The 23,308-nt window shown below is 58.4% G+C and carries 14 protein-coding genes, 2 tRNA genes and 1 pseudogene; 13 read left to right on the top strand and 4 right to left on the bottom strand.

Annotation, left to right across the window (positions count from 1 at the left end; all coding sequences use genetic code 11):
• From PFAS1_RS29440 to PFAS1_RS08510, 3 genes and pseudogenes are all read right to left on the bottom strand, one after another.
• Positions 1–135: pseudogene (locus PFAS1_RS29440) on the bottom strand (hypothetical protein); the annotation flags it as partial.
• A gap of 93 nt (positions 136–228) precedes the next feature.
• A tRNA-Leu gene (locus PFAS1_RS08515) sits at positions 229–315 on the bottom strand.
• Positions 316–481: 166 nt separating this feature from the next.
• Positions 482–568 (bottom strand) — tRNA-Leu (locus PFAS1_RS08510).
• 226 nt (positions 569–794) lie between these two features.
• Between PFAS1_RS08510 and rnr the strand changes: the two genes are divergently transcribed.
• From rnr to dnaB, 7 genes are all read left to right on the top strand, one after another.
• Entirely contained in the window at positions 795–3,425 is a 2,631-nt protein-coding gene (gene rnr / locus PFAS1_RS08505; protein ID WP_074873219.1) for a ribonuclease R, read from the top strand.
• Positions 3,422–4,189, top strand: coding sequence for a 23S rRNA (guanosine(2251)-2'-O)-methyltransferase RlmB (rlmB, locus tag PFAS1_RS08500; RefSeq protein WP_074873222.1), 768 nt, complete (start codon positions 3,422–3,424; stop codon positions 4,187–4,189). Before rnr ends, rlmB begins: the two co-directional genes overlap by 4 nt.
• 309 nt (positions 4,190–4,498) lie before the next feature.
• Positions 4,499–4,921 carry a 30S ribosomal protein S6 gene (gene rpsF / locus PFAS1_RS08495; RefSeq protein ID WP_003217491.1) on the top strand — a complete coding sequence of 141 codons (423 nt, stop codon included), beginning with the start codon at positions 4,499–4,501 and terminating at the stop codon, positions 4,919–4,921.
• A gap of 28 nt (positions 4,922–4,949) precedes the next feature.
• Entirely contained in the window at positions 4,950–5,180 is a 231-nt protein-coding gene (gene rpsR, locus PFAS1_RS08490; RefSeq protein ID WP_002551829.1) for a 30S ribosomal protein S18, read from the top strand.
• 36 nt (positions 5,181–5,216) lie between these two features.
• A complete protein-coding gene (locus PFAS1_RS08485) occupies positions 5,217–6,110 on the top strand; it encodes a YybS family protein (RefSeq protein ID WP_074873225.1) in 894 nt (297 codons plus the stop codon).
• Positions 6,111–6,129: 19 nt separating this feature from the next.
• On the top strand, positions 6,130–6,576 hold the full coding sequence (gene rplI, locus PFAS1_RS08480) for a 50S ribosomal protein L9 (protein ID WP_003197251.1): 447 nt from the start codon (positions 6,130–6,132) through the stop codon (positions 6,574–6,576).
• A 121-nt stretch (positions 6,577–6,697) separates the two neighbouring features.
• Positions 6,698–8,092: a replicative DNA helicase gene (gene dnaB, locus PFAS1_RS08475; RefSeq protein ID WP_033055553.1), complete on the top strand. Its 1,395-nt coding sequence runs from the start codon at positions 6,698–6,700 to the stop codon at positions 8,090–8,092.
• 30 nt (positions 8,093–8,122) lie between these two features.
• On the opposite strand, the gene PFAS1_RS08470 is transcribed toward dnaB, so the two are convergent.
• A complete protein-coding gene (locus tag PFAS1_RS08470) occupies positions 8,123–12,088 on the bottom strand; it encodes a dermonecrotic toxin domain-containing protein (RefSeq protein WP_076028854.1) in 3,966 nt (1,321 codons plus the stop codon).
• 227 nt (positions 12,089–12,315) lie between these two features.
• On the opposite strand from PFAS1_RS08470, the gene PFAS1_RS08465 reads away from it, so the two are divergent.
• From PFAS1_RS08465 to PFAS1_RS08440, 6 genes are all read left to right on the top strand, one after another.
• Positions 12,316–14,619, top strand: coding sequence for a YgiQ family radical SAM protein (locus tag PFAS1_RS08465; RefSeq protein ID WP_074873229.1), 2,304 nt, complete (start codon positions 12,316–12,318; stop codon positions 14,617–14,619).
• 201 nt (positions 14,620–14,820) lie between these two features.
• Positions 14,821–15,741: an NAD synthetase gene (locus PFAS1_RS08460; RefSeq protein ID WP_076028853.1), complete on the top strand. Its 921-nt coding sequence runs from the start codon at positions 14,821–14,823 to the stop codon at positions 15,739–15,741.
• Positions 15,738–16,187 carry a hypothetical protein gene (locus PFAS1_RS08455; protein ID WP_076028852.1) on the top strand — a complete coding sequence of 150 codons (450 nt, stop codon included), beginning with the start codon at positions 15,738–15,740 and terminating at the stop codon, positions 16,185–16,187. Before PFAS1_RS08460 ends, PFAS1_RS08455 begins: the two co-directional genes overlap by 4 nt.
• A 189-nt stretch (positions 16,188–16,376) precedes the next feature.
• Positions 16,377–19,652: a transglutaminase family protein gene (locus tag PFAS1_RS08450; RefSeq protein ID WP_076028851.1), complete on the top strand. Its 3,276-nt coding sequence runs from the start codon at positions 16,377–16,379 to the stop codon at positions 19,650–19,652.
• Between the two features lie 88 nt (positions 19,653–19,740).
• A complete protein-coding gene (locus PFAS1_RS08445; protein WP_076028850.1) occupies positions 19,741–22,227 on the top strand; it encodes a circularly permuted type 2 ATP-grasp protein in 2,487 nt (828 codons plus the stop codon).
• The gene (locus tag PFAS1_RS08440; RefSeq protein ID WP_076028849.1) at positions 22,227–23,117 is read left to right on the top strand and encodes a transglutaminase family protein; all 891 of its coding nucleotides are present in this window, start codon (positions 22,227–22,229) and stop codon (positions 23,115–23,117) included. Before PFAS1_RS08445 ends, PFAS1_RS08440 begins: the two co-directional genes overlap by 1 nt.
• Positions 23,118–23,308 lie beyond the last annotated feature (191 nt).

Genomic DNA, 23,308 nt, shown 5'->3' with positions numbered 1-23,308 from the left:
TCAGCGGCTCAAATACATCCGGGTAGTAAGTAGATAAACCGGCAAACCCGACACCACAATCAACAGCGCCGCATAAGGCGCCGCCGCCGCAAACTCCACATTCGCGGTATGTGCCCAGACTTCCGTCGCCAGTGTGCGTGCGTGCAGCCGGTTTTTCGAAAGCCAGAAACGCAAAAACCCGCTTTCGCGGGTTTTTGAGAAATTTCAGATCGACTCTGAAATTTGAATTGGTGCCCAGAAGAAGACTCGAACTTCCACGACCTTGCGGTCACCAGCACCTGAAGCTGGCGTGTCTACCAATTTCACCATCTGGGCATTATCTTCAGCGTCGCCGCTGTTGATGTGGCGCACTATACGGAGAGCTTTTTGATCTGTAAACCCCTGATTTAGTTTTAATAATCCAGGGGCCTGGAATGCAAAAAACCCGCTTTCGCGGGTTTTTGTATGAGCCTTGAAATTGATCTAATCTCAAGCTCGAAATTGGTGCCCAGAAGAAGACTCGAACTTCCACGACCTTGCGGTCACCAGCACCTGAAGCTGGCGTGTCTACCAATTTCACCATCTGGGCATTATCGGCAATGCGTCTGCGTCGTCGATGGCGCGCACTATACGGAGCGTCTTTTTAACTGTAAACCCCTGAGGTCGAAAAAACCTGGAAAATTTTACCAGTGGCATTTAATTCAGCTTCTCGGTGTCGATATAGGGCTTTAGATGGGCTGTCACAGCCTGAAATTTCCCGTTTCATTACGCCTATGCCAAACTAACCCGCATATAGACAAGGTGAAAACTCTCTAATGGCCGATTGGCAGTCCCTCGATCCCGAGGCCGCTCGTGAAGCGGAAAAATATGATAACCCTATCCCTAGCCGCGAACTGATCCTTCAGCATCTTGCTGATCGGGGTTCGCCTGCTAACCGCGAGCAGCTGGTTGAAGAGTTTGGTCTGACCACAGAAGACCAGATCGAAGCCCTGCGCCGCCGCCTGCGCGCCATGGAGCGCGACGCTCAACTCATCTATACCCGTCGCGGCACCTATGCGCCGGTGGACAAGCTCGACCTGATCCTGGGCCGCATCAGCGGTCACCGTGACGGTTTCGGCTTCCTGGTCCCGGACGACGGCAGTGACGACCTGTTCATGAGCCCGGCGCAAATGCGTCTGGTGTTCGATGGCGATCGTGCCCTTGCCCGTGTTTCCGGTCTCGACCGTCGCGGTCGTCGCGAAGGCATGATCGTCGAAGTGGTGTCCCGTGCCCACGAGACCATCGTTGGCCGTTACTTCGAAGAGGGCGGTATTGGTTTTGTTGTTGCGGACAATCCGAAGATCCAGCAAGAAGTGCTGGTGACGCCGGGCCGTAACGCCAACGCCCAGATCGGTCAGTTCGTCGAAGTGAAGATCACTCACTGGCCGACGCCACGCTTCCAGCCGCAAGGCGACGTGGTTGAAGTCGTGGGTAACTACATGGCGCCGGGCATGGAAATCGACGTTGCCCTGCGCACGTACGATATTCCCCACGTCTGGCCTGAGGCTGTGCTGAAAGAAGCCGCCAAGCTCAAGCCGGAAGTCGAAGAGAAAGACAAAGAGAAGCGCATCGACCTGCGCCATCTGCCGTTCGTGACCATCGACGGCGAAGATGCGCGTGACTTCGATGATGCGGTCTATTGCGAAGCCAAACCGGGCAAGCTGCGCCTGTTCTCCGGCGGCTGGAAGTTGTACGTGGCGATCGCCGACGTTTCCAGCTACGTGAAAATCGGTTCGGCGCTGGACAACGAGTCCCAGGTTCGTGGCAACTCGGTGTACTTCCCCGAGCGCGTCGTGCCTATGCTGCCTGAGCAGCTGTCCAACGGCCTGTGCTCGCTGAACCCGCACGTCGATCGCCTGGCCATGGTTTGCGAGATGACCATCTCCAAATCCGGCGAGATGACCGACTACTGCTTCTACGAAGCGGTGATCCACTCCCACGCTCGCCTGACCTACAACAAAGTCAGCGCGATGCTGGAAACGCCGAAACTCACCGAGGCGCGTGAGCTCCGTGGCGAGTACAACGACGTTCTGCCGCACCTCAAGCAGCTTTACGCGCTGTACAAAGTGCTGCTGGCCGCTCGTCACGTGCGTGGTGCGATCGATTTCGAAACGCAGGAAACCCGGATCATCTTCGGGACCGAGCGCAAGATTGCCGAAATCCGTCCGACCGTTCGTAACGACGCGCACAAGCTGATCGAGGAATGCATGCTGGCGGCCAACGTGGCCACCGCCGAATTCCTGAAAAAGCACGAAATCCCTGCGCTGTACCGCGTCCACGATGGCCCGCCACCGGAGCGTCTGGAAAAGCTGCGCGCTTTCCTTGGCGAGCTCGGCCTGTCCCTGCACAAAGGCAAGGACGGCCCGTCGCCGAAGGATTACCAGGCATTGCTGGCGAGCATCAAGGACCGTCCGGATTTCCATTTGATCCAGACTGTCATGCTGCGTTCGTTGAGCCAGGCGGTGTACAGCGCCGATAACCAGGGCCACTTCGGCCTGAATTACGAAGCCTATACCCACTTCACCTCGCCGATCCGCCGCTACCCGGACTTGCTCACGCACCGGGCGATTCGCAGCGTCATCCATTCGAAAATGGACACCCCGCACGTTCGCCGCGCCGGCGCGATGACCATTCCGAAAGCGCGCATCTATCCGTACGACGAAGCGATCCTGGAACAGCTCGGCGAGCAGTGCTCGATGAGCGAGCGCCGTGCCGACGAAGCGACCCGCGACGTCGTGAACTGGCTCAAGTGCGAGTTCATGAAAGACCGTGTGGGCGAGTCGTTCCCGGGTGTGATCACTGCCGTGACCGGTTTTGGCCTGTTCGTCGAGCTGACCGATATCTACGTCGAAGGCCTGGTGCACGTCACCGCGCTGCCGGGCGATTACTACCACTTCGATCCTGTGCACCATCGCCTGGCCGGTGAGCGTACCGGTCGCAGCTTCCGTCTAGGCGATACCGTTGAAGTGCGGGTCATGCGCGTCGACCTCGACGAACGCAAGATCGACTTCGAGATGGCTGAAAAGACCATCAGTGCGCCGATCGGTCGCAAAAAGCGCGGGACTGAAACTGCTGCTCCTGCTGCAAAAACAGCCGCAGAACCGGCCCCGGCGAAAACCGGTCGTCGTCCTGCCAAGGAAAAGGCTGTCGAAGCTTATCGTCCGAGCGATGCCGCGGCGAAAAATGCCGAATTGCGCAAAAGCCGCGAATTGAAGCAGGCGTTGCTGTCTGAAGCGAAAAGCGGCGGTAAAGCGGCGTCTGGGGGAAAGACCGGACGGTCGGCGCCTGACAAGGCTCCCGGCGGCAAGCCAGCCAAACCGAGCAAACACCGTAAAGGCCCGCCAAAAGCGGGTTCTGCTCCAGCCGCCAAAAGCGGCGGGGCGCGTAAACCGAAGGCCAAGTCATGAGTCAGTTGGAAAAGATCTACGGCGTGCACGCTGTAGAAGCGTTGCTGCGTCACCACCCAAAACGCGTCAAGCAGATCTGGCTGGCCGAAGGTCGCAGTGATCCGCGTGTTCAGACGCTGATCGAGTTGGCGAGCGAAAATCGTGTGGCCGTCGGTAATGCCGAGCGCCGTGAGCTGGATGCCTGGGTTGAAGGCGTGCACCAGGGCGTGGTGGCAGAGGTGAGTCCGAGCCAGGTCTGGGGCGAGGCGATGCTCGACGAACTGCTCGATCGCACCGAAGGCGCGCCGCTGTTGCTGGTGCTCGACGGCGTGACCGATCCGCACAACCTTGGCGCTTGTCTGCGTTCTGCCGATGCGGCGGGCGCACTGGCGGTGATCGTTCCAAAGGACAAGTCGGCGACGTTGACTCCGACGGTGCGTAAAGTGGCCTGCGGCGCGGCGGAAGTGATTCCGTTGGTTGCGGTGACCAATCTGGCGCGCACCCTGGAAAAGCTCAAGCAGCGCGGCTTGTGGGTCGTCGGTACGGCGGGCGAGGCTGAGCAGAGTCTGTATCAGCAAGACATGACCGGCCCGACCATCTTGATCATGGGTGCTGAAGGCAGCGGCATGCGTCGCCTGACTCGCGATCTTTGCGACTACCTGGTGCACCTGCCGATGGCGGGTAGCGTCAGCAGCCTCAACGTTTCCGTGGCAACCGGCGTCTGCCTGTTCGAAGCCCGGCGCCAGCGCAGTGTCAAGGCTGCCGGAACTGCCAAGAAGTCCTGATCCAGCGCTAAACCCTCCTGTGGGAGCTAGCCTGCTAGCGATGGCGGAGTCACATTCAACATCAATATTGAATGTTATTTCCTCATCGCTAGCAGGCTAGCTCCCACAGTGGTTTGTGTTTTGGGCAATTAGTCGTGGTTGTTCAAATAATCACCAATTGCCTTGCGCCTCTTCCGTCCCTTCTCTACAATTGCGCCCCTTGCTGTGACGGCAGGCACGCATGTGTCTATCGCAAGCAAGTCCATAAGTGTCATTCACTCCTTGTCTGACCGCTTTTGAGCGGCAGGCTACAACCCGTAAGGAGCATTCATGCGTCATTACGAAATCATCTTTTTGGTCCACCCGGATCAAAGCGAGCAAGTCGGCGGCATGGTAGAGCGTTACACCAAGCTGATCGAAGAAGACGGCGGCAAAATCCACCGTCTGGAAGATTGGGGCCGTCGTCAACTGGCCTACGCAATCAACAATGTTCACAAGGCTCACTACGTGATGCTGAACGTTGAGTGCACTGGCAAGGCCCTGGCCGAGCTGGAAGACAACTTCCGCTACAACGATGCAGTGATCCGTAACCTGGTCATCCGTCGCGAAGAAGCCGTTACCGGCCAATCCGAGATGCTCAAGGCTGAAGAAAACCGCAGTGAGCGCCGTGAGCGTCGCGACCGTCCTGAGCACGAAGGCGCTGAAAGCGCTGATAGTGATGACAGCGACAACAGCGATAACGCTGACGAGTAATCCACGGACCTTTTGAGGAGCCTATTACATGGCACGTTTCTTCCGTCGTCGTAAATTCTGCCGCTTCACCGCTGAAGACGTGAAAGAGATCGATTACAAAGATCTCAACACTCTGAAAGCTTATGTATCCGAGACCGGCAAAATCGTTCCAAGCCGTATCACCGGTACCAAAGCACGTTATCAGCGTCAGCTGGCCACCGCTATCAAGCGCGCCCGCTTCCTGGCCCTGCTGGCCTACACCGACAGCCACGGCCGCTGAGACCGGGCAGTCGACACGTAGCAAAGGATTGAAAGCATGCGTGCCATAGCTGAGTTCATCATGCGCGGCCGTATGCAGGCCACTCTGGTAGTGGCCGGATGCGCAACGTTGCCGTTGTTGTATTGGTTGGGTGCTGCCGCGGGTTGCCTTGTGCTCCTGCGGCGCGGATTGAAGGACGCCCTGGGCGTTCTTGCTCTGGGACTGCTGCCGGCGTTGATCTGGTGGTTTTATTCCGATGACCCACGGGCACTTCTGGTGCTGCTGGGGTCTTGGAGCCTTGCGTTGGTTTTGCGCGCAAGCGAGTCCTGGAACCGCGTGCTGCTGGTCAGCATAGCGATGGGAGTGGTGTTTTCAGTGGTGCTGGGGACAGTTTTTGCTCCCCAAATCGAGATGCTGGCGCAGGCTTTGATAAAAGTCATGCCGTCGCTACTCGGTGATGTCTACCAGAAGTTGTCGGTAGACGAGCAAGCGCAATTTGCGTCCCTGATCGCACCGGTCCTGACCGGCCTGATTGCGGCTTTGTTGCAAATCGTCAGTGTGCTGAGCCTGCTTGTCGGGCGCTACTGGCAGGCGTTGTTGTACAACCCGGGTGGTTTTGGTCGCGAGTTTCGCGCCATCCGATTCCCGCTGGGGCTGGCGATGTTACTGCTGGCGTTCATGCTTCTGGGGCCGAACATCGGTCCGCAGATGGCCATGTTGACGCCGTTGTGCAGTGTACCGCTGGTGTTCGCCGGGCTGGCCCTGATTCATGGGCTGGTGGCGCAAAAGCGACTGGCCAGGTTCTGGCTGGTGGGGTTGTACGTCACGCTGTTGCTGTTCATGCAGCTGATCTATCCGTTGCTGGTGGTCTTGGCCATCGTCGACAGCCTGATTGATTTTCGCGGTCGTTCGACGCCGAAAGACGTCGATAGCGCGAACGGTGAAGGTTAAAAGTTAAGAGGATTTTCACATGCAACTGATCCTTCTGGAAAAAGTCACCAACCTGGGCAACCTGGGTGACAAAGTGAACGTTAAGGCTGGCTACGGTCGTAACTACCTGCTGCCTTACGGCAAAGCTACCGCTGCGACCGCTGCCAACCTGGCTGCGTTCGAAGAGCGTCGCGCTGAGCTGGAAAAAGCCGCAGCAGATCGTAAAACTTCGGCTGAAAGCCGCGCTGCCCAACTGGCTGAGCTGGAAGTGACTATCACTGCCACCGCTGGCGACGAAGGCAAGCTGTTCGGTTCGATCGGTACTCACGACATCGCTGATGCACTGACCGCCTCTGGCGTTGAAGTTGCAAAAAGCGAAGTTCGTCTGCCGAACGGCACTATCCGCAACGTAGGCGAATTCGACGTAGCCGTGCACCTGCACGCCGAAGTTGAAGCCACCGTACGCGTTGTCGTGGTAGCAGCTTAAGCAGCACTTGTCGGCTGGTACCCTCGGGTACTTGCCGGTAACATCGGGCACGATCCTGTTTACAGGTCGTGCCCTTTGTCTTTCTGCAGTTCCTGATTTTCACAAAACTATTCAAGTGGCCATGAACGATATCTCCGCTCCTGAGCAATACGACCTGCAAACCGCTGCCCTGAAGGTGCCGCCCCATTCCATCGAGGCCGAACAGGCCGTGCTCGGTGGTTTGATGCTGGACAACAACGCCTGGGAACGCGTGTTGGATCAGGTGTCGGACGGTGATTTCTATCGACATGACCACCGCCTTATCTTCCGCGCGATCGCCAAGCTCGCCGACCAGAACTCCCCGATCGATGTCGTGACCCTTGCCGAGCAATTGGACAAGGAAGGTCAGACCTCGCAAGTCGGTGGTCTCGGATACCTTGGCGAACTGGCAAAAAACACGCCGTCCGTCGCCAACATTAAGGCTTATGCCCAGATCGTCCGTGCACGGGCAACGTTGCGACAGTTGATCGGCATCGCCACAGAAATCGCCGACAGCGCTTTCAACCCGGAAGGCCGCTCGGCTGAAGAGATTCTCGACGAAGCCGAACGGCAGATTTTCCAGATCGCCGAGGCCCGGCCAAAAACCGGCGGCCCGGTGAGCGTGAATGACCTGTTGACCAAGGCCATCGACCGCATCGACACCTTGTTCAACACCGACAACGCGATTACCGGCCTGTCCACCGGTTACACCGATCTCGACGGTATGACCAGCGGCCTGCAACCGTCTGACCTGATCATCGTCGCCGGCCGTCCATCCATGGGTAAAACCACCTTTGCGATGAACCTGGTGGAAAACGCCGTGCTGCGCAGTGACAAATGCGTATTGGTCTACTCGCTGGAGATGCCAGGCGAATCGCTGATCATGCGTATGTTGTCGTCCCTCGGCCGGATCGACCAGACCAAGGTTCGTGCCGGTCGCCTGGAAGACGACGATTGGCCGCGCCTGACATCGGCGGTCAACTTGCTCAATGATCGCAAGCTGTTCATTGACGATACGGCCGGTATCAGCCCGTCGGAAATGCGCGCACGGACCCGGCGTCTGGTACGTGAACACGGCGACATCGCCCTGATCATGATCGACTACCTGCAATTGATGCAGATCCCGGGTTCTGGCGGCGACAACCGAACCAACGAGATTTCCGAGATCTCCCGTTCCTTGAAGGCCCTGGCCAAGGAATTCAACTGCCCGGTGGTGGCGCTGTCCCAGCTCAACCGCTCCCTGGAGCAACGACCGAACAAACGCCCGATCAACTCCGACCTCCGGGAATCCGGAGCGATCGAGCAGGATGCCGACGTGATCATGTTCGTGTACCGGGACGAGGTGTATCACCCGGAAACCGAGCACAAAGGCATCGCCGAGATCATCATCGGCAAACAGCGGAACGGCCCGATCGGCACGTCAAGACTGGCGTTCATCGGTAAGTACACCCGCTTCGAAAACCTGGCGCCGGGCAGCTACAACTTCGACGACGAGTAACGTCAAGGGGGTCCGGTTGATAGCTGTGTTTCAGGCGAACAGGGCTCTGATCGCTTGCTCGGTGTAGCCATAGTTCCAACGCAGTTCGTTATCGACGGGAATGTCGTCGATGGCAAAGAATGCGTACAGCAAGTATTTTTCCGTGCCTGCGCCTTGGGCTTGAACCACCACATCAAACGACACGGCTTCGACGTTGTAACCCGTTGTTGCCTGTCGTGCCGGCTTCCCCTGTTCATACTCGAAGAGAGTATTCATTCGGGACAGTACATTGTCTCCAGACAACAGAACGGTAGAGGGTCTGGCGTGGGTGAACAGCTTCCCGGGCAGTACATCGATGAGGAACGGGTCCTTTCTGGCGACACCGACATAACCGGGTATCAATCCTCCTCCATAGACCCCAAGAATCTCTCCTTTAACCAGCGGTTTTTTGTTGCTCACCATGTCTTGTCCGATCAAGGTCCTTTCCTCAGGCATCTTGCAGTCGGCAGCGGTGAATGTACGTAGCGCCAGTTTCTCTTCGTACAGGTTGGCTACGTCTTCGAAGCCCTCCCATTGAATGTAAGGTTTGATTGCCGCGGCCTGGTAGCGGGTACTGCCATCAGCCGATCTGGCCTGCTGCTGAATTTTTTTGATGCGTAACGGTTGCCCTTTCAAGTCCCTGAGGGGGTAACGGCCGTTGTTGGCGCGATCATAGTTGCCGCGTGTGTTGATGGCCTGTTGAAAGGATCTGATGCTGGACATTCGCTCTCGTTCGGCGGCAGTGAATGGCACAGGCATGATGTATTCGGTGGCGCTGTGATAGCTGCCGCTTGCCTCCTCCGGAATATCGAGGTGCCTTGACGAGCCAACGCCCGGGGTGCCGCCCGGTAATCCGCTATCGGTATCGATCTCCCAACCACCCCCAGCCTTTTTCCGCACATAAGGCTTGTACGCTCGATAGGGGCTGCGCGCATCGATGACTTGCCAGCCCGGTTTGGCGTATTGCACTTGATAGTACAGGCGGTTTTCCTGCACGTAATACGTGTGCGTGCCACCTTGTCCGGGGCGCTGTTCATAAACGCCATCTGCGCGCAGCGACAGGTTCGTTGGTGTTTCTTGCCGGGCAAAATAGGTATCAAGAGGCAAGCCTGGAGTTACGGGCTCGGTAGCCCATGACGCATCAGCTTCCCGAATAGCCAAAGGTTGTTTGTGTAAATGCTCCATGACGTTGTTGAGCGCGGTTTTGACACGGTCAGTCCAGCGATTGGCGATGGCAAAGCGCTCGGCTTCAGGCAGGGCTGCTTTGATCGAGGTATAGAGGTCGGCCAATCCATTAAGCGAATTTCCCGCAGCATCGTAAGCCCTGTACTGCGCGCCTACTCGAACCAGAACCCTGCGATGAACGGCTGTGTCACTGCCGACGCTGCTCAGCAATGTGCCGTTGAGAGTTGCATCACGCATTTCGATGTGCACCGAGTCGGACCAGTCAGGCAAGTGCTTGAGGTTCGTGAGGATGAGTTTGTCGGTGTCGAGAGGGCGAGCCGAATCAAGATAAAGCCCCTCATAAGTACGTGCTGTTTCAACTTCCTTGGAATATTCGGCTGCTTCCTTTTCCATGAGTGGCAGCAACTGCCGTTCCCGCACGATTTGTTGTTTTTCCAGTGTGCTGAGGCTGAGTGTCATTTGTTGCAGATAGCTTTTTGGCAGCGCTGGATACTGGGTGCGAATGTGTTCCTGTATCGAGTTTTCCGGTTGATCGGTCAGTGCATAAATTTTTGGAAACAGCAGATCTTTTGTTGCCGCAAGTTTGATCTCGAGACACTGCGCCAGGCGCTCTGCGTTAGAGGCAGTGGATGGCGCCAGCCCTTTGAACAGCTCACTGAGCTCTTCAGTTTCCAACTTCTCGACAACAGCGTCAGTCAGTACGCCGTTTCTGATTTGGGCGTAGGTCAATCTAAGTTCTGGCAGTGTTGCATTGGCGGAGTCACCAAAAGCAAAGAGCGTTTCAGTCCCGTCGACTACGGTCAGGTATCGAGTGGTTGGCCAGCCGCTCAGAGTGGTGAGCAGGTGCATCAAGATGAACGGTGAGTAAGTGCCGGTTTTAGTACCTTTGCTGCGTTCTATCTTGAAATCATTTATTTCCTGCCTCAAATCAAAGCGCTTCAACACATCGGTCAGCAGGGGGGGCGGACGTTGGGTGTTCAGATGAAGTTCAATGAGAGCCAATCGGTCTAGTCCGCTGACCAGCAGAATGGGCTCGACGGCTTCTTGGCGGATATTGCGTGCGACAGGGCCAAGACGTCTGATCAGTTTCAACCCATCCCAAGTGCGCGGGTCCTCGTGTAGATGGCGCCATCCGGCGGCATCGTTTTGTACCATCTGTGGTGCATACCCGTCTGGGTCAGAAGGGTGTTGCAGCTCCCACTTTTGGGTGGCGATGTCGACCTTTACTTCATAGAAATGGTCTTCCAGTGCTACATAGGTTTTTGCGTTGTGTTTGTACAAGCCTTGAGCGTTGGGATGGATGTTTTCAGGAAGTTGAAGTGTATTCCGGTAGGGCGTCAGATCGGGGTGCCAGAGTCGTTCGCTATTGTCGCTCAACCTGATTCTCACCAGATGAGTGGCGATCCCGGTGGTTTTTATTGCGCCGGCCGTGATGATGCCCAGGGCCGCGGCGTCTGCGACGTCGAGCAGATCATTCAACGCTTCATCGGTATCGCCACGACTCCAGGCGGCGACGCCGTGATAGACCGAATGGAGTAACCGCAAGGCTGTTACCGCCAGCATCACTTCACCGATGACCGGTATGAAGGACGCGGCGAAAACCAACAGCGACTCTCCTGCTGCCTCGAGCTCCTGACGTTTTTTCAAACTGCCGGCGGTGTTGGCATCTGCCGTGGGGACCGCCAGCACACGTGCATCAGCTTTCAGGTGGGCAATGCGTTGCTTGAAGGCCGTTTCATAGATGTCACCGGCAATATCGACACGCACTAAGGGTTTGGCAAAAGACGGATTACTCAGGCGGGATTCGCCTGACCACAAAGTGCCTGTGGTCAGCGGCGTTCCCTGGCGCTCAAACGAAATGAAGCGATTGAAGAACTTGCGGTAAGAGGGTGTGTCCAGCTTGATTGCCAAGGCTTTTTGAAGCTCGTTATATGAGTCATATCGTTTGATCGCGTGATCGGGGTCATCGGGAATGTAAAGGACGTGTTTGATCTGAGGCCATTTATCCCGAAGTATCACGATGCCCGGAAGGGCTATGCCGTCCAGTGTCAGCTGTGAGCAGATCAAGTCCTTGTGGCTGCCGGCGTGTTTCAGTTCGAGTAATAGCGTGTAAAGATCGTTGTTGATGGATTTCTTCATCAGGGCGATGTGGATCGCCGCCTCAAAAGTATTTTGATCGTCGTTCCTGATCAGGGCCTTTATCTGGTTTGCCGAGTGAGTGGCGGTTGTTCCCGCAGTCGCGGAAGGTTCCAGTATTTCGCTGATGTGTCTCTGGTACTGCATGCCAATGTCCAGCTCGCGGCAAACCCCGGCGAAGTTTTCTGGGCTGACAGCACTTTTTTTCTTTTCGACGTACCCGGACAAATAGATGGCCGATCCCGCTTCAAAACCACCGCTCAGGGCTTCGGAAGGTTCGAAGTTCTGCAGAGCGGCGTCTACAAGCGTTTGTTCGGTGGTTTTATGATGTGTTTTGATCAGCCCCAGGAGATGGGAGTTCTTCCACTCGCGCAGCAGTGTGGATTTTTCAGCGTCCAGCGATCCCAGGTGCCCTGTAAGCTTTTCGCTCAACAAGGTTCGGGCAAAGTTCACGGGGTTTTTCAGATCCTCGAAGACTGAGACCAACGCCTGCCTGGCGGCATTGCTTTTGAGCAGGCAAGCGCGAAACGTTTTGCGTTGTTCGGCGGATCCCTCGACTAGCCAGCCAGGCAGCTTGCTCTGGATGAAACTTGCGTGAGCAGATAGGGCCGCAGGGGCAGGTGCGGGGGCTGTATTGTGTAAAGTCGAATCGTTCAAGGGCGCTCCGTGGCTCTGGATAAGCCAGTCTGATAATTGAAGCGCCAGATTACTCGCGGGTTTTTTGCTTGAAGAATCTCTATGTAGTGACCTTTGCCCAGCGAAATGTGCTGTATCGGTCAGGGGGGCAGGCCTGAGGGTAAAAGCCGACCGCTGTTGTCGGAATTGGTTATTTTTTGTGCTATATTCCGCGCCCGCGATTTTTCATCTCAACACCGGTCATCGTCATGCAAACAGCCAAGCCGTTATTTGACTATCCCAAGTACTGGGCCGAATGTTTCGGTCCAGCGCCATTCCTGCCGATGAGCAGGGAGGAGATGGATCAGCTTGGCTGGGATTCATGCGACATCATCATCGTCACCGGTGATGCGTACGTTGACCATCCGTCGTTCGGCATGGCAATCATTGGCCGGCTGCTGGAGTCGCAAGGCTTCCGCGTCGGGATCATTGCCCAGCCAGACTGGCAGTCCAAAGACGACTTCATGAAGCTCGGCGAGCCGAACCTGTTCTTCGGTGTCGCGGCCGGCAACATGGACTCGATGATCAACCGCTACACCGCCGACAAGAAAATCCGCTCCGATGACGCCTATACCCCTGGCGGCATGGCGGGCAAACGTCCGGATCGCGCGAGCCTGGTTTACAGCCAGCGTTGCAAGGAAGCCTACAAGAACGTGCCGATCGTTCTTGGTGGCATCGAAGCCTCCCTGCGTCGCATCGCCCACTACGATTACTGGCAGGACCGGGTTCGCAACTCGATCCTGATCGACGCCTGCGCCGACATCCTGCTCTACGGCAACGCCGAGCGTGCGATCGTCGAAGTTGCCCAGCGTCTGTCCTACGGTCACAAGATCGAAGACATCACCGACGTGCGCGGTACCGCGTTCATCCGTCGCGATACCCCGAAAGACTGGTACGAAATCGATTCCACGCGTATTGACCGTCCGGGCAAGATCGACAAGATCATCAACCCGTACGTGAACACCCAGGACACCCAGGCCTGTGCGATCGAGCAGGAAAAGGGCCCGGTTGAAGACCCGAGCGAAGCCAAGGTCGTGCAGATCCTGGCGAGTCCGAAGATGACTCGCGACAAGACCGTGATTCGTCTGCCATCGGTTGAGAAAGTCCGCGGTGACGCGGTTCTTTATGCTCACGCCAACCGCGTGCTTCACCTGGAAACCAACCCGGGCAACGCCCGTGCGCTGGTGCAAAAGCACGGCGAAGTCGACGTCTGGTTCAACCCGCCTCCGATTCCGATGACCACCGAAGAAATGGACTACGTGTTCGGCATGCCCTATGCGCGCATTCCGCACCCGGCGTACGGCAAGGAAAAGATCCCTGCCTACGACATGATCCGCTTCTCGGTGAACATCATGCGTGGCTGCTTCGGCGGCTGCACCTTCTGCTCGATCACCGAGCACGAAGGCCGGATCATCCAGAACCGTTCCGAAGAGTCGATCATTCGCGAAATCGAAGAGATCCGCGACAAGGTCCCCGGATTCACCGGTGTCATTTCCGACCTCGGCGGCCCGACCGCGAACATGTACCGCATCGCCTGCAAGACCCCGGAAATCGAATCCGCGTGCCGCAAGCCTTCGTGCGTGTTCCCCGGCATTTGCCCGAACCTGAACACCGATCACTCGTCGCTGATTCAGCTGTACCGCAGCGCCCGTGCCTTGCCGGGTGTGAAGAAGATCCTGATCGCTTCCGGTCTGCGCTACGACCTCGCAGTCGAGTCACCGGAATACGTCAAAGAGCTGGTGACCCACCACGTCGGTGGTTACCTGAAGATCGCCCCGGAACACACCGAGGAAGGTCCGCTCAATCAGATGATGAAACCGGGCATCGGCAGCTATGACAAGTTCAAGCGCATGTTCGAGAAGTACTCCAAGGAAGCCGGGAAAGAGCAGTACCTGATTCCGTACTTCATCGCCGCTCACCCGGGTACCACCGACGAAGACATGATGAACCTGGCCCTGTGGCTCAAGGGCAACGGCTTCCGTGCCGACCAGGTGCAGGCGTTCTACCCGTCACCGATGGCCACCGCTACTGCGATGTACCACTCGGGCAAGAACCCGCTGCGCAAAGTCACTTACAAGAGTGACGCCGTGACCATCGTCAAGAGCGAAGAGCAGCGTCGTCTGCACAAGGCGTTCTTGCGTTATCACGACCCTAAAGGCTGGCCGATGCTGCGTGAAGCGCTGACCCGCATGGGCCGCGCCGACCTGATCGGGCCGGGCAAGAACCAGTTGATCCCGCTGCATCAGCCGGCGACCGACAGCTACCAGAGCGCCCGTCGCAAGAACTCGACGCCGGCTGGCAGCCACAAAGTTGCGGGTGAGAAGACCACCAAGATCCTGACCCAGCACACTGGCTTGCCACCGCGCGCCAGCGATGGCGGCAACCCGTGGGACAAGCGTGAACAGGCCAAGGCTGCGGCATTCGCCCGCAACCAGCAGGCGGCCAAGGATCGCAAGGATGCGGCCAAAGGCAAGGGGCCCAAACCGGCCCGCAAACCAGTCGTGCCGCGTTAATCTGCCCGCGATATCGCAAAACGCCAGCCTGAGTGCTGGCGTTTTGTTTTCTAGCGACTGTGCGGCCCGTTTGCTAAGGTGACGCTCGCTTCAATGGCTGACCGGAAAATCGATTTCCCGTGCAACGCCAACCCTGTGGAAGACGGAAGTCGCCTGCACAGGCATTAAAGATTTAACCCGCGATCTTCAAGGACGATTCACATGAGCAACCCCTTACCGGGTATCGGCATGGACTACAGCCCCTCCCAGTTCATGGCCCGCCAACGCATCGAAAGCCAGATCAACCTGCCACGCCTGTTCGCCGCCATCGACGCCGACCCCGGAATCGTTGGCGCGGGCGTGGTGTACATCGATGCCGAATTCAACGTAGTGACCCTGCGCGAGTTCAAGCCGATTTGTAGTATCAGGCCCAAGCGAATCATTTTGCGCGAGGCGCAGAAGTACATTGCGCCTGCTCAATTCGCCCAGCAGGTGCGGGACAATCCGCGTGAATCGCGCCTGGTGGGTGAGGCAGTCAACACCAGCTTATCGTGCGTGGGTGCAGTGATCGGCTGGATCGTAGTGCTCAGTGGTTCAGTGGCTATTCCGTTTTCGGCAGGGGCAAGTACGGTGGTCGCTGCGCTCGGTTATACCGCTGCGGCTGCCAGCTCAGTGCAGTGTTTTGCCAGCGGCTATCGGACCCGCAATGAGATCGTCAACCCTGCCCGTAACGATGAGCTCGACAGCGAAGAGTGGTACCAGTACACCATGATTGCGCTGGATGCTGCGTCCTTGGTCGGGGTAGGCGCATCCGCGCTGACAACACTCAAACTGGTCAGGCTGAATAAGGCCACGACCGGGAAAAGTGTCAGGGAAGTGCTCAGGGGGCTGAATCGACAGGAACGCGCCAAACTGACCAAAGAACTATTGAGCATCAACGACCCGCGTTTGACGTCGAAGATGATCAAGTTGAAGCAGTTGTCGGGTGAATTGCCCAAGCGTTTCACACCCACCGAGGTCAAGCATGCAACGGTCACTCAGATAAAAGACGCCTTGGGCGCCGCTATCGGTTTTACCGGCAGTGCAATTTCGGGGAATGTCCGCACCATTGCCGTAGGCCTGTACGAAGAGGCTGAGCAATGAATGAGCTGCCCAGCATTCGCCATTTTCTATCGAAGTATTTCCCGGTCTTCATTGGGGCAATATTCGCGTCAATTTTTACCCTGGTCTTTGCGGTGCCTTTGTTTTTCGAAAGCTATTTTCGAAACCTTCCGTTGGCTGACAACGCCAAGTACTCTTTTTTCGGGGGGATCGCGCTGACCCTCATCGTCGTGCACTGCCATTTCATGGTCGCGCGCGGTCGCCCGCAATGGGTGCGGCCTCTGGTTGTGCTCCTGGCCCTTTGTTTTCTTGGGGTATTGCCTACCATTGCATATGAGGTGCATCCCCTGGTTTATGCTGTGACGTTGCTGTTCCCACTGCTGGCGCTATTGCTGCTCAACAGCAAACGTCACCGCGAGATGCGCCAGAAGCTGCTTGAAGTACGTCACTTGCGCCAAGCTTTTATTGCAAAGCACAAAGCCCGTTAGTTGGATAGATTCAGCACCCGCGCCTCACACGTGCGCCACAAATATGTGCAGCCCTCGCACTATAACCGCAGCTGCGGCGCCGTTTTGGTGCTGTACTGCACCGGGTCTGTTGATAAAGCGCAATGACCGCCGCTCTGGCATAAGTCTTGCGCCGCTTTCGATAACGTCCAGGCTCGCAGGAGGCACGCCGTGTCGATTCATGTCGCATTGCATCACGTCACGCATTACCGATACGACCGCGCCGTCGAACTCGGTCCGCAGATCGTTCGCTTGCGCCCGGCTGCCCACAGCCGCACGCGGATATTGTCCTATGCGCTGAAAGTCTCTCCCGAGCAGCACTTCATTAACTGGCAGCAGGACCCCCAGGGCAATTACCTAGCGCGGTTGGTGTTCCCGGAGAAAACCCAAGAGCTGCGCATTGAAGTCGATCTGCTGGCGGAGATGGCAGTCTTCAATCCGTTCGACTTCTTCCTCGAGCCCTACGCGGAAAAGATTCCTTTTGCCTACGCCGCGGATGAGCGCAAGGAGCTGGCGCCGTATCTGGAAACCTTGCCCCTGACGCCGAAATTCAAGGCGTATCTGGATGGCATCGACCGAACGCCGCTGCCCAGTGTGGATTTTCTGGTCGCACTTAATCAGCGCTTGAGCGAGGACATTGGCTACCTGATCCGCATGGAGCCGGGCGTGCAAACGCCCGAACATACCCTCGAACATGCCTCTGGTTCCTGCCGCGACTCGGCGTGGTTGCTGGTGCAGCTGTTGCGCAACCTCGGCCTGGCGGCGCGTTTCGTCTCCGGCTACCTGATTCAACTGACCGCCGACGTCAAAAGCCTCGACGGCCCGTCGGGCACTGACGTGGACTTCACCGACCTGCATGCCTGGTGTGAAGTCTATTTGCCCGGTGCTGGCTGGATCGGCCTGGACGCGACGTCAGGGCTGTTTGCCGGGGAAGGACACATTCCGTTGGCCTGTAGTCCCGATCCGGGCTCTGCGGCACCAATCAGTGGCTTGGTTGAACCGTGCGAGTGCGAATTCACTCACGAAATGTCGGTGGAACGGATTTGGGAAGCACCACGGGTAACAAAGCCCTACACCGAAGACCAGTGGCTGGCGATCCAGGCGTTGGGACGGCAGATCGATGCAGACCTGCTGGAAGGTGACGTACGCCTGACCATGGGCGGCGAACCGACGTTTGTTTCCATCGACGATCCAGACGGCGCCGAGTGGAACACGGCGGCACTGGGGCCAGACAAGCGGCGTCTGTCCGCCGAACTGTTCCAGCGCATGCGCAAGCACTACGCGCCCAATGGTCTGGTGCATTTCGGCCAGGGCAAGTGGTACCCCGGCGAGCAATTGCCGCGCTGGTCGCTGAACTGCTACTGGCGCCGCGACAATGTACCGATCTGGCGCAACAGCGCGCTGATTGCCGATGAGCAGCAAGGCTACGGTGCCGATGGCGAGTTGGCCGGGCGTTTTCTGGCGAGTGTCGCTGAGCGTCTGAAAATTCCGACACGTTTTGTGTTTCCAGCCTACGAAGACAATTTCTATTACCTCTGGCGCGAAGGCACTTTGCCGCAGAACGTCAGCGCCGAAGACTCGCGTCTGGAAGAGCCGCTGGAGCGGGCGCGCCTGCGCAAAGTCTTCAGCCAGGGCCTGGACAAGGTCATCGGCCAGGTCCTGCCGCTGGCGCGCACCGCCAAGGGTGATCAGTGGCAAAGCGGCCGCTGGTATCTGCGCGATGAGCATTGCCGACTGGTGCCGGGGGATTCGCCGCTGGGCTATCGCTTGCCGCTCGGCTCGCAGCCTTGGGTGAAAGCGGCGGAATACCCGTTCATTCATCCTGTGGACCCGAATCAGGATTTCCCTGCACTGCCCGACACTGCGCAACTTCAGCGCCAAGGCGAGCCTGCGGTGGCTGATGAACGCACGCCAAAGATCGACGAATCCGCCGATTGGCTGACCCGCACCGCGTTCTGCGCGGAGGCGCGAGAAGGCCGGTTGTACCTGTTCATGCCGCCGCTGGAGCGGGTCGAGGATTATCTGGAACTGGTCAGCGCCATCGAAGCCACCGCCGAGGAATTGCATTGCCCGGTGTTGCTGGAAGGCTATGAACCGCCGAGCGATCCGCGCCTGAGCAACTTCCGGATCACCCCCGATCCGGGTGTGATCGAGGTCAACGTGCAGCCGTCCGCCACATGGGATGAACTGGTCGAGCGCACCGAATTTCTGTACGAAGAAGCGCGCCAGACCCGACTGACCACCGAGAAATTCATGATCGACGGCCGGCACACCGGCACCGGCGGCGGTAACCATTTCGTACTGGGTGGCGCGACACCGGCTGACTCACCGTTTCTACGCCGCCCCGATCTGCTGCGCAGCCTGATCAGCTACTGGCATAACCACCCGTCCTTGTCCTACCTGTTTTCCGGATTATTCATCGGCCCGACGTCCCAGGCACCACGGGTTGATGAAGCGCGTAATGATGCGCTGTATGAATTGGAAATCGCCTTTGCCCAGATGCCTGAGCCGGGTGAGGAGTGCGCGCCGTGGCGGGTGGATCGGCTGCTGCGCAACCTGCTGATCGACGTGACCGGCAACACACACCGCGCCGAGTTCTGCATCGACAAGCTTTATTCACCGGATGGCGCGACGGGACGCCTGGGGTTGCTCGAATTACGCGCCTTTGAGATGCCGCCCCATGCGCGCATGAGCCTGGCACAACAGTTGTTGCTGCGGGCGCTGGTGGCTCGATTCTGGCGCGAACCTTATGCACCGCCGAAACTGGCACGCTGGGGCACGGAGCTGCACGATCGATTCCTGTTGCCCCACTTTATCGAACAGGATTTCGCCGACGTCATCGTCGACCTCAATGCCGCCGGTTATCCGGTGCGCGCCGAGTGGTTTGCGGCGCATCTTGAGTTTCGTTTTCCCAAGGTCGGCGATTACGCGGTCAGCGGGATCGAACTGGAATTACGTCAAGCGCTGGAGCCCTGGCATGTGCTGGGCGAAGAGGGCGCGGTCGGCGGCACGGTGCGTTATGTGGATTCGTCGCTGGAACGCTTGCAGGTCAAGCTCACGGGCCTGCCACCACAGCGTTACGTGCTGACCTGCAATGGCATTCCGGTGCCATTGCAACCCACCGGGCGGGTCGGCGAGTTTGTCGCTGGGGTGCGTTTTCGCGCCTGGCAACCGGCCAACTGCCTGCAACCGACTATCCCGGTCCATGCGCCGTTGGTGTTCGACCTGCTCGACACCTGGATGCAGCGCTCGCTGGGTGGTTGTCAGTACCACGTTGCCCATCCGGGCGGGCGCAACTACGACAGCTTGCCGGTGAACGCCAATGAGGCGGAGAGCCGTCGAATGGCGCGTTTTTTCCGCATCGGACATACGCCGGGGAAACTTCCTATACCCAATATGGAAATTAACGACGAGCTACCGATGACTCTCGATTTACGACGTTTCTAAACCGTACGCGACGCTCGGATTTTTCGTATATCCGGGCGTCATGAGCCTGCGTTAGTCTGACCGTTCCTAGCTGTCTGCCGAGCTTTCCATGCCTGACCTGCTTGACCGCTACCCGCTGACGGCGGGCACTTATCACGAACTGCTCGACGACAGCGGCGCGGTGCGCCCGCATTGGCGCCGGTTGTTCGATCAATTGCAGCGCAGCACGCCAACACAATTGGTGCAGCGTCAGGCGCTGCTGACTCGGCAGATCCAGGAAAACGGCGTGACCTATAACGTCTACGCCGATCCCAAGGGGGCGGATCGACCTTGGGAACTCGATCTGCTGCCGCACGTGATTGCGGCTGATGAATGGCAACAGTTATCGGCCGGAATCGCCCAGCGGGCACGCTTGCTCAATGCTGTGCTGGCAGATTTGTACGGCCCGCAACGACTGATCGCTGAGGGTCTGCTGCCTGCTGAACTGGTCTTCGGTCACAACAATTTCCTCTGGCCCTGTCAGGGCATTACGCCCCCCGACGGGGCTTTTCTGCATCTGTACGCCGTGGATCTGGCGCGTACGCCTGACGGCCGCTGGTGGGTCACGGCGGATCGGACGCAAGCGCCATCCGGTGCCGGTTATGCGCTGGAAAACCGCACCATCGTGTCCCGGGCCTTTCCCGAGCTGTACCGCGACCTGAAAGTGCAGCACCTGGCCGGGTTCTTTCGCACGCTTCAGGAAACCCTGGCCCGTCAGGCGCCCAGTGATGACGAAGCGCCGCTGATCGTGCTGCTGACGCCGGGACGTTTCAACGAAAGCTATTTCGAGCACCTCTATCTGGCGCGCCAGCTCGGTTATCCGCTGGTAGAGGGCGGCGACCTGACCGTCCGGGATGCCACGGTCTACCTGAAAACCTTGAGCGGATTGCGCCGGGTTCACGCGATCATGCGGCGACTCGACGATGACTTCTGCGATCCGCTGGAGCTGCGCACTGACTCGGCCCTTGGCGTGCCGGGATTGCTGGAAGCGGTACGCCGCGGGCGGGTGCTGGTGGCCAACGCCCTCGGCAGCGGTGTGCTGGAGTCGCCGGGGTTGTTGGGCTTTCTGCCGAGGATCAATCAATTCCTGTTCGGCGAAGAATTGATCCTGCCCTCCATCGCCACCTGGTGGTGCGGTGAAGCGCCGGTGCTGGCCCAGGCCCTGGAAAAATTGCCGGAGTTGTTGATCAAACCGGCTTTTCCGTCGCAGAGCTTTACTCCGGTTTTTGGCCGCGATTTGAGTGAAAAACAGCGTCAGGAGCTGGCTGAGCGCATGCAGGCCCGGCCTTACGCCTATGTCGCGCAAGAATTGGCTCAGCTCTCTCAAGCGCCGATCTGGCAGGCTGAAGACGGTCATCTGCAACCTCGAGCCATTGGCATGCGCGTGTACGCAGTGGCCAGCCGTGAGGGCTATCGGGTTTTGCCCGGCGGCCTTACCCGGGTTGCCGCCGAGGCTGACGCCGAAGTGGTGTCGATGCAACGCGGTGGCGCGAGCAAGGACACCTGGGTGTTGGGCGATCGCCCGCCGAGCGGTGAGCAATGGAAAACCCAGCGCACAATCGGCGTACACGATTTGGTGCGACGGGATCCGTATCTGCCTTCCCGGGTTGTGGAAAACCTGTTCTGGTTCGGCCGTTATTGCGAACGCTGTGATGACAGCGCGCGGCTGCTGCGAATCATGCTGGCGCGGTATGTCGATGGCGATGACCCTCAAGCCCTTGAGGCGGCGGTCGATCTGGGCGAACGGTTGATGTTGTTGCCCGATGAAGGCGAGTTGCCGGAGCGTTTGCTGGCGGCATTGCTCGGCGATGACTGGTCGTTCAGCCTGCGCTCCAACCTGCAGCGTTTGCAGTGGGCGGCCTCGCAGGTTCGCGGCAAGCTCTCACGGGAAAACTGGCAAGCGCTGGTGGAGCTGCAGCGCGAGGCCCTGGAGCTGGAAGCCGAAGCGCCGGATTTCGGCGAGTTGCTGGATTTCCTCAACCGTTTGGTGATGTCCCTGGCGGCGTTATCCGGTTTTGCCCTCGACGACATGACCCGGGACGAAGGCTGGCGCTTCCTGATGATCGGCCGCCGGATCGAACGCCTGCAATTTCTCAGCGCCAGCCTGGCGGCATTTCTGCGCGGTGCCGGTGCTTACGATCAGGCCGGACTGGAGTGGCTGCTGGAGCTGGGCAACAGCAGCATCACCTACCGTTCGCGGTATCTGGCGGTGGCGCAACTGATCCCGGTGCTTGACCTGTTGCTGCTCGACGAGCAGAACCCTCATGCCGTGCTGTTTCAGTTGAAACTGGTGACTCGTACCTTGAAACGCTTGAATGACGACTTCGGCGTGCCTCGCGAAGTGGGGTTGCCGCAGTTGGTGGAACGACTGGCACAGTTCGATCTGGGATGCCTGGAGAACTCGCTGTTCGGCGAAGCCAGCGTGCGGGCAGCCATCGAGGGGCTGGCCGACCTGTTACAAGAGATCGCCGACGCCAGCGGACAAGTGTCGGATCGTCTGGCGTTGCGCCATTTCGCCCACGTCGATGACGTCAGCCAGCGTACGGTGTCCGTCTGATGAGCGCCCATTACCAGATTCTCCACGACACCCATTATCACTATGACAGCCCGGTCTCTCTGGCCCAGCAGCTTGCGCACCTGTGGCCGCGGGCGTGTGCCTGGCAGCGCTGCACCGAGCAGCAACTGCAGATCAGTCCCGACCCGACGAGCCGCCGCGATGAACTGGATGTGTTCGGTAATCCGCTGACCCGATTGGCGTTCGAACGGCCGCATGATGAATTGCTGGTCAATGCCCGGCTCACCGTCGAAGTGCTGGCCCGGCCCGCGCTGGATTTCAATCAATCCCCCGCGTGGGAAGAAACCCGCAACGCGTTGACCTACAGCAGTCAGCCGCTTTCCCCCCAATTGCTGGAAGCGTGTCGTTACCGGTTCGAATCGCCCTACGTGCATTTGAAACGCAACTTCGTCGAGTTTTCCGAAAGCTGTTTTCCACCGGGTCGGCCGCTACTGTTGGGTGTTCAGGCGCTGATGGAGAAGATCTTCAGCGAGTTCACCTTCGATGCCGAGGCGACCCAAGTGGCGACGCCGCTGGTAGAAGTGCTGGAGCGCCGGCGCGGTGTTTGTCAGGACTTCGCTCACCTGATGCTCGCCTGTGTACGCTCCCGTGGGTTGGCGGCGCGGTACATCAGTGGCTACCTGCTGACCCAGCCACCACCGGGCCAGCCGCGACTGATCGGCGCCGATGCGTCACATGCTTGGGTTTCAGTGTTTTGCCCGGTGCTCGGTTGGGTGGATTTCGACCCGACCAACAACGTGCAGCCAGCGCTGGAACACATCACCTTGGCCTGGGGCCGGGATTTTTCCGATGTATCGCCGTTGCGTGGGGTGATTCTGGGTGGCGGCAACCATGATCCGGAAGTCCGCGTCACCGTAATGCCACTGGAGTAATAGAGATCCAATGTGGGAGCGGGCTTGCTCGCGAAAGCGGTCTGTCATTCACATAGATGTTGGATGTGCCGCCGCTTTCGCGAGCAAGCCCGCTCCCACAGAGGGAATGTGCGGTGATTTCTGGGTGGGGCATTTCAGATGGGACTGTGAGGGTCAGCAAAGGAACTGCTGACCCTGGACACAGATCCGGT

The sequence above is a fragment of the Pseudomonas frederiksbergensis genome (assembly GCF_001952935.1).
Lineage (GTDB): Bacteria > Pseudomonadota > Gammaproteobacteria > Pseudomonadales > Pseudomonadaceae > Aquipseudomonas > Aquipseudomonas frederiksbergensis.
Note: the sequence above shows the minus strand (reverse complement) of the source record. Positions and strands in the feature narration are given on the sequence as shown.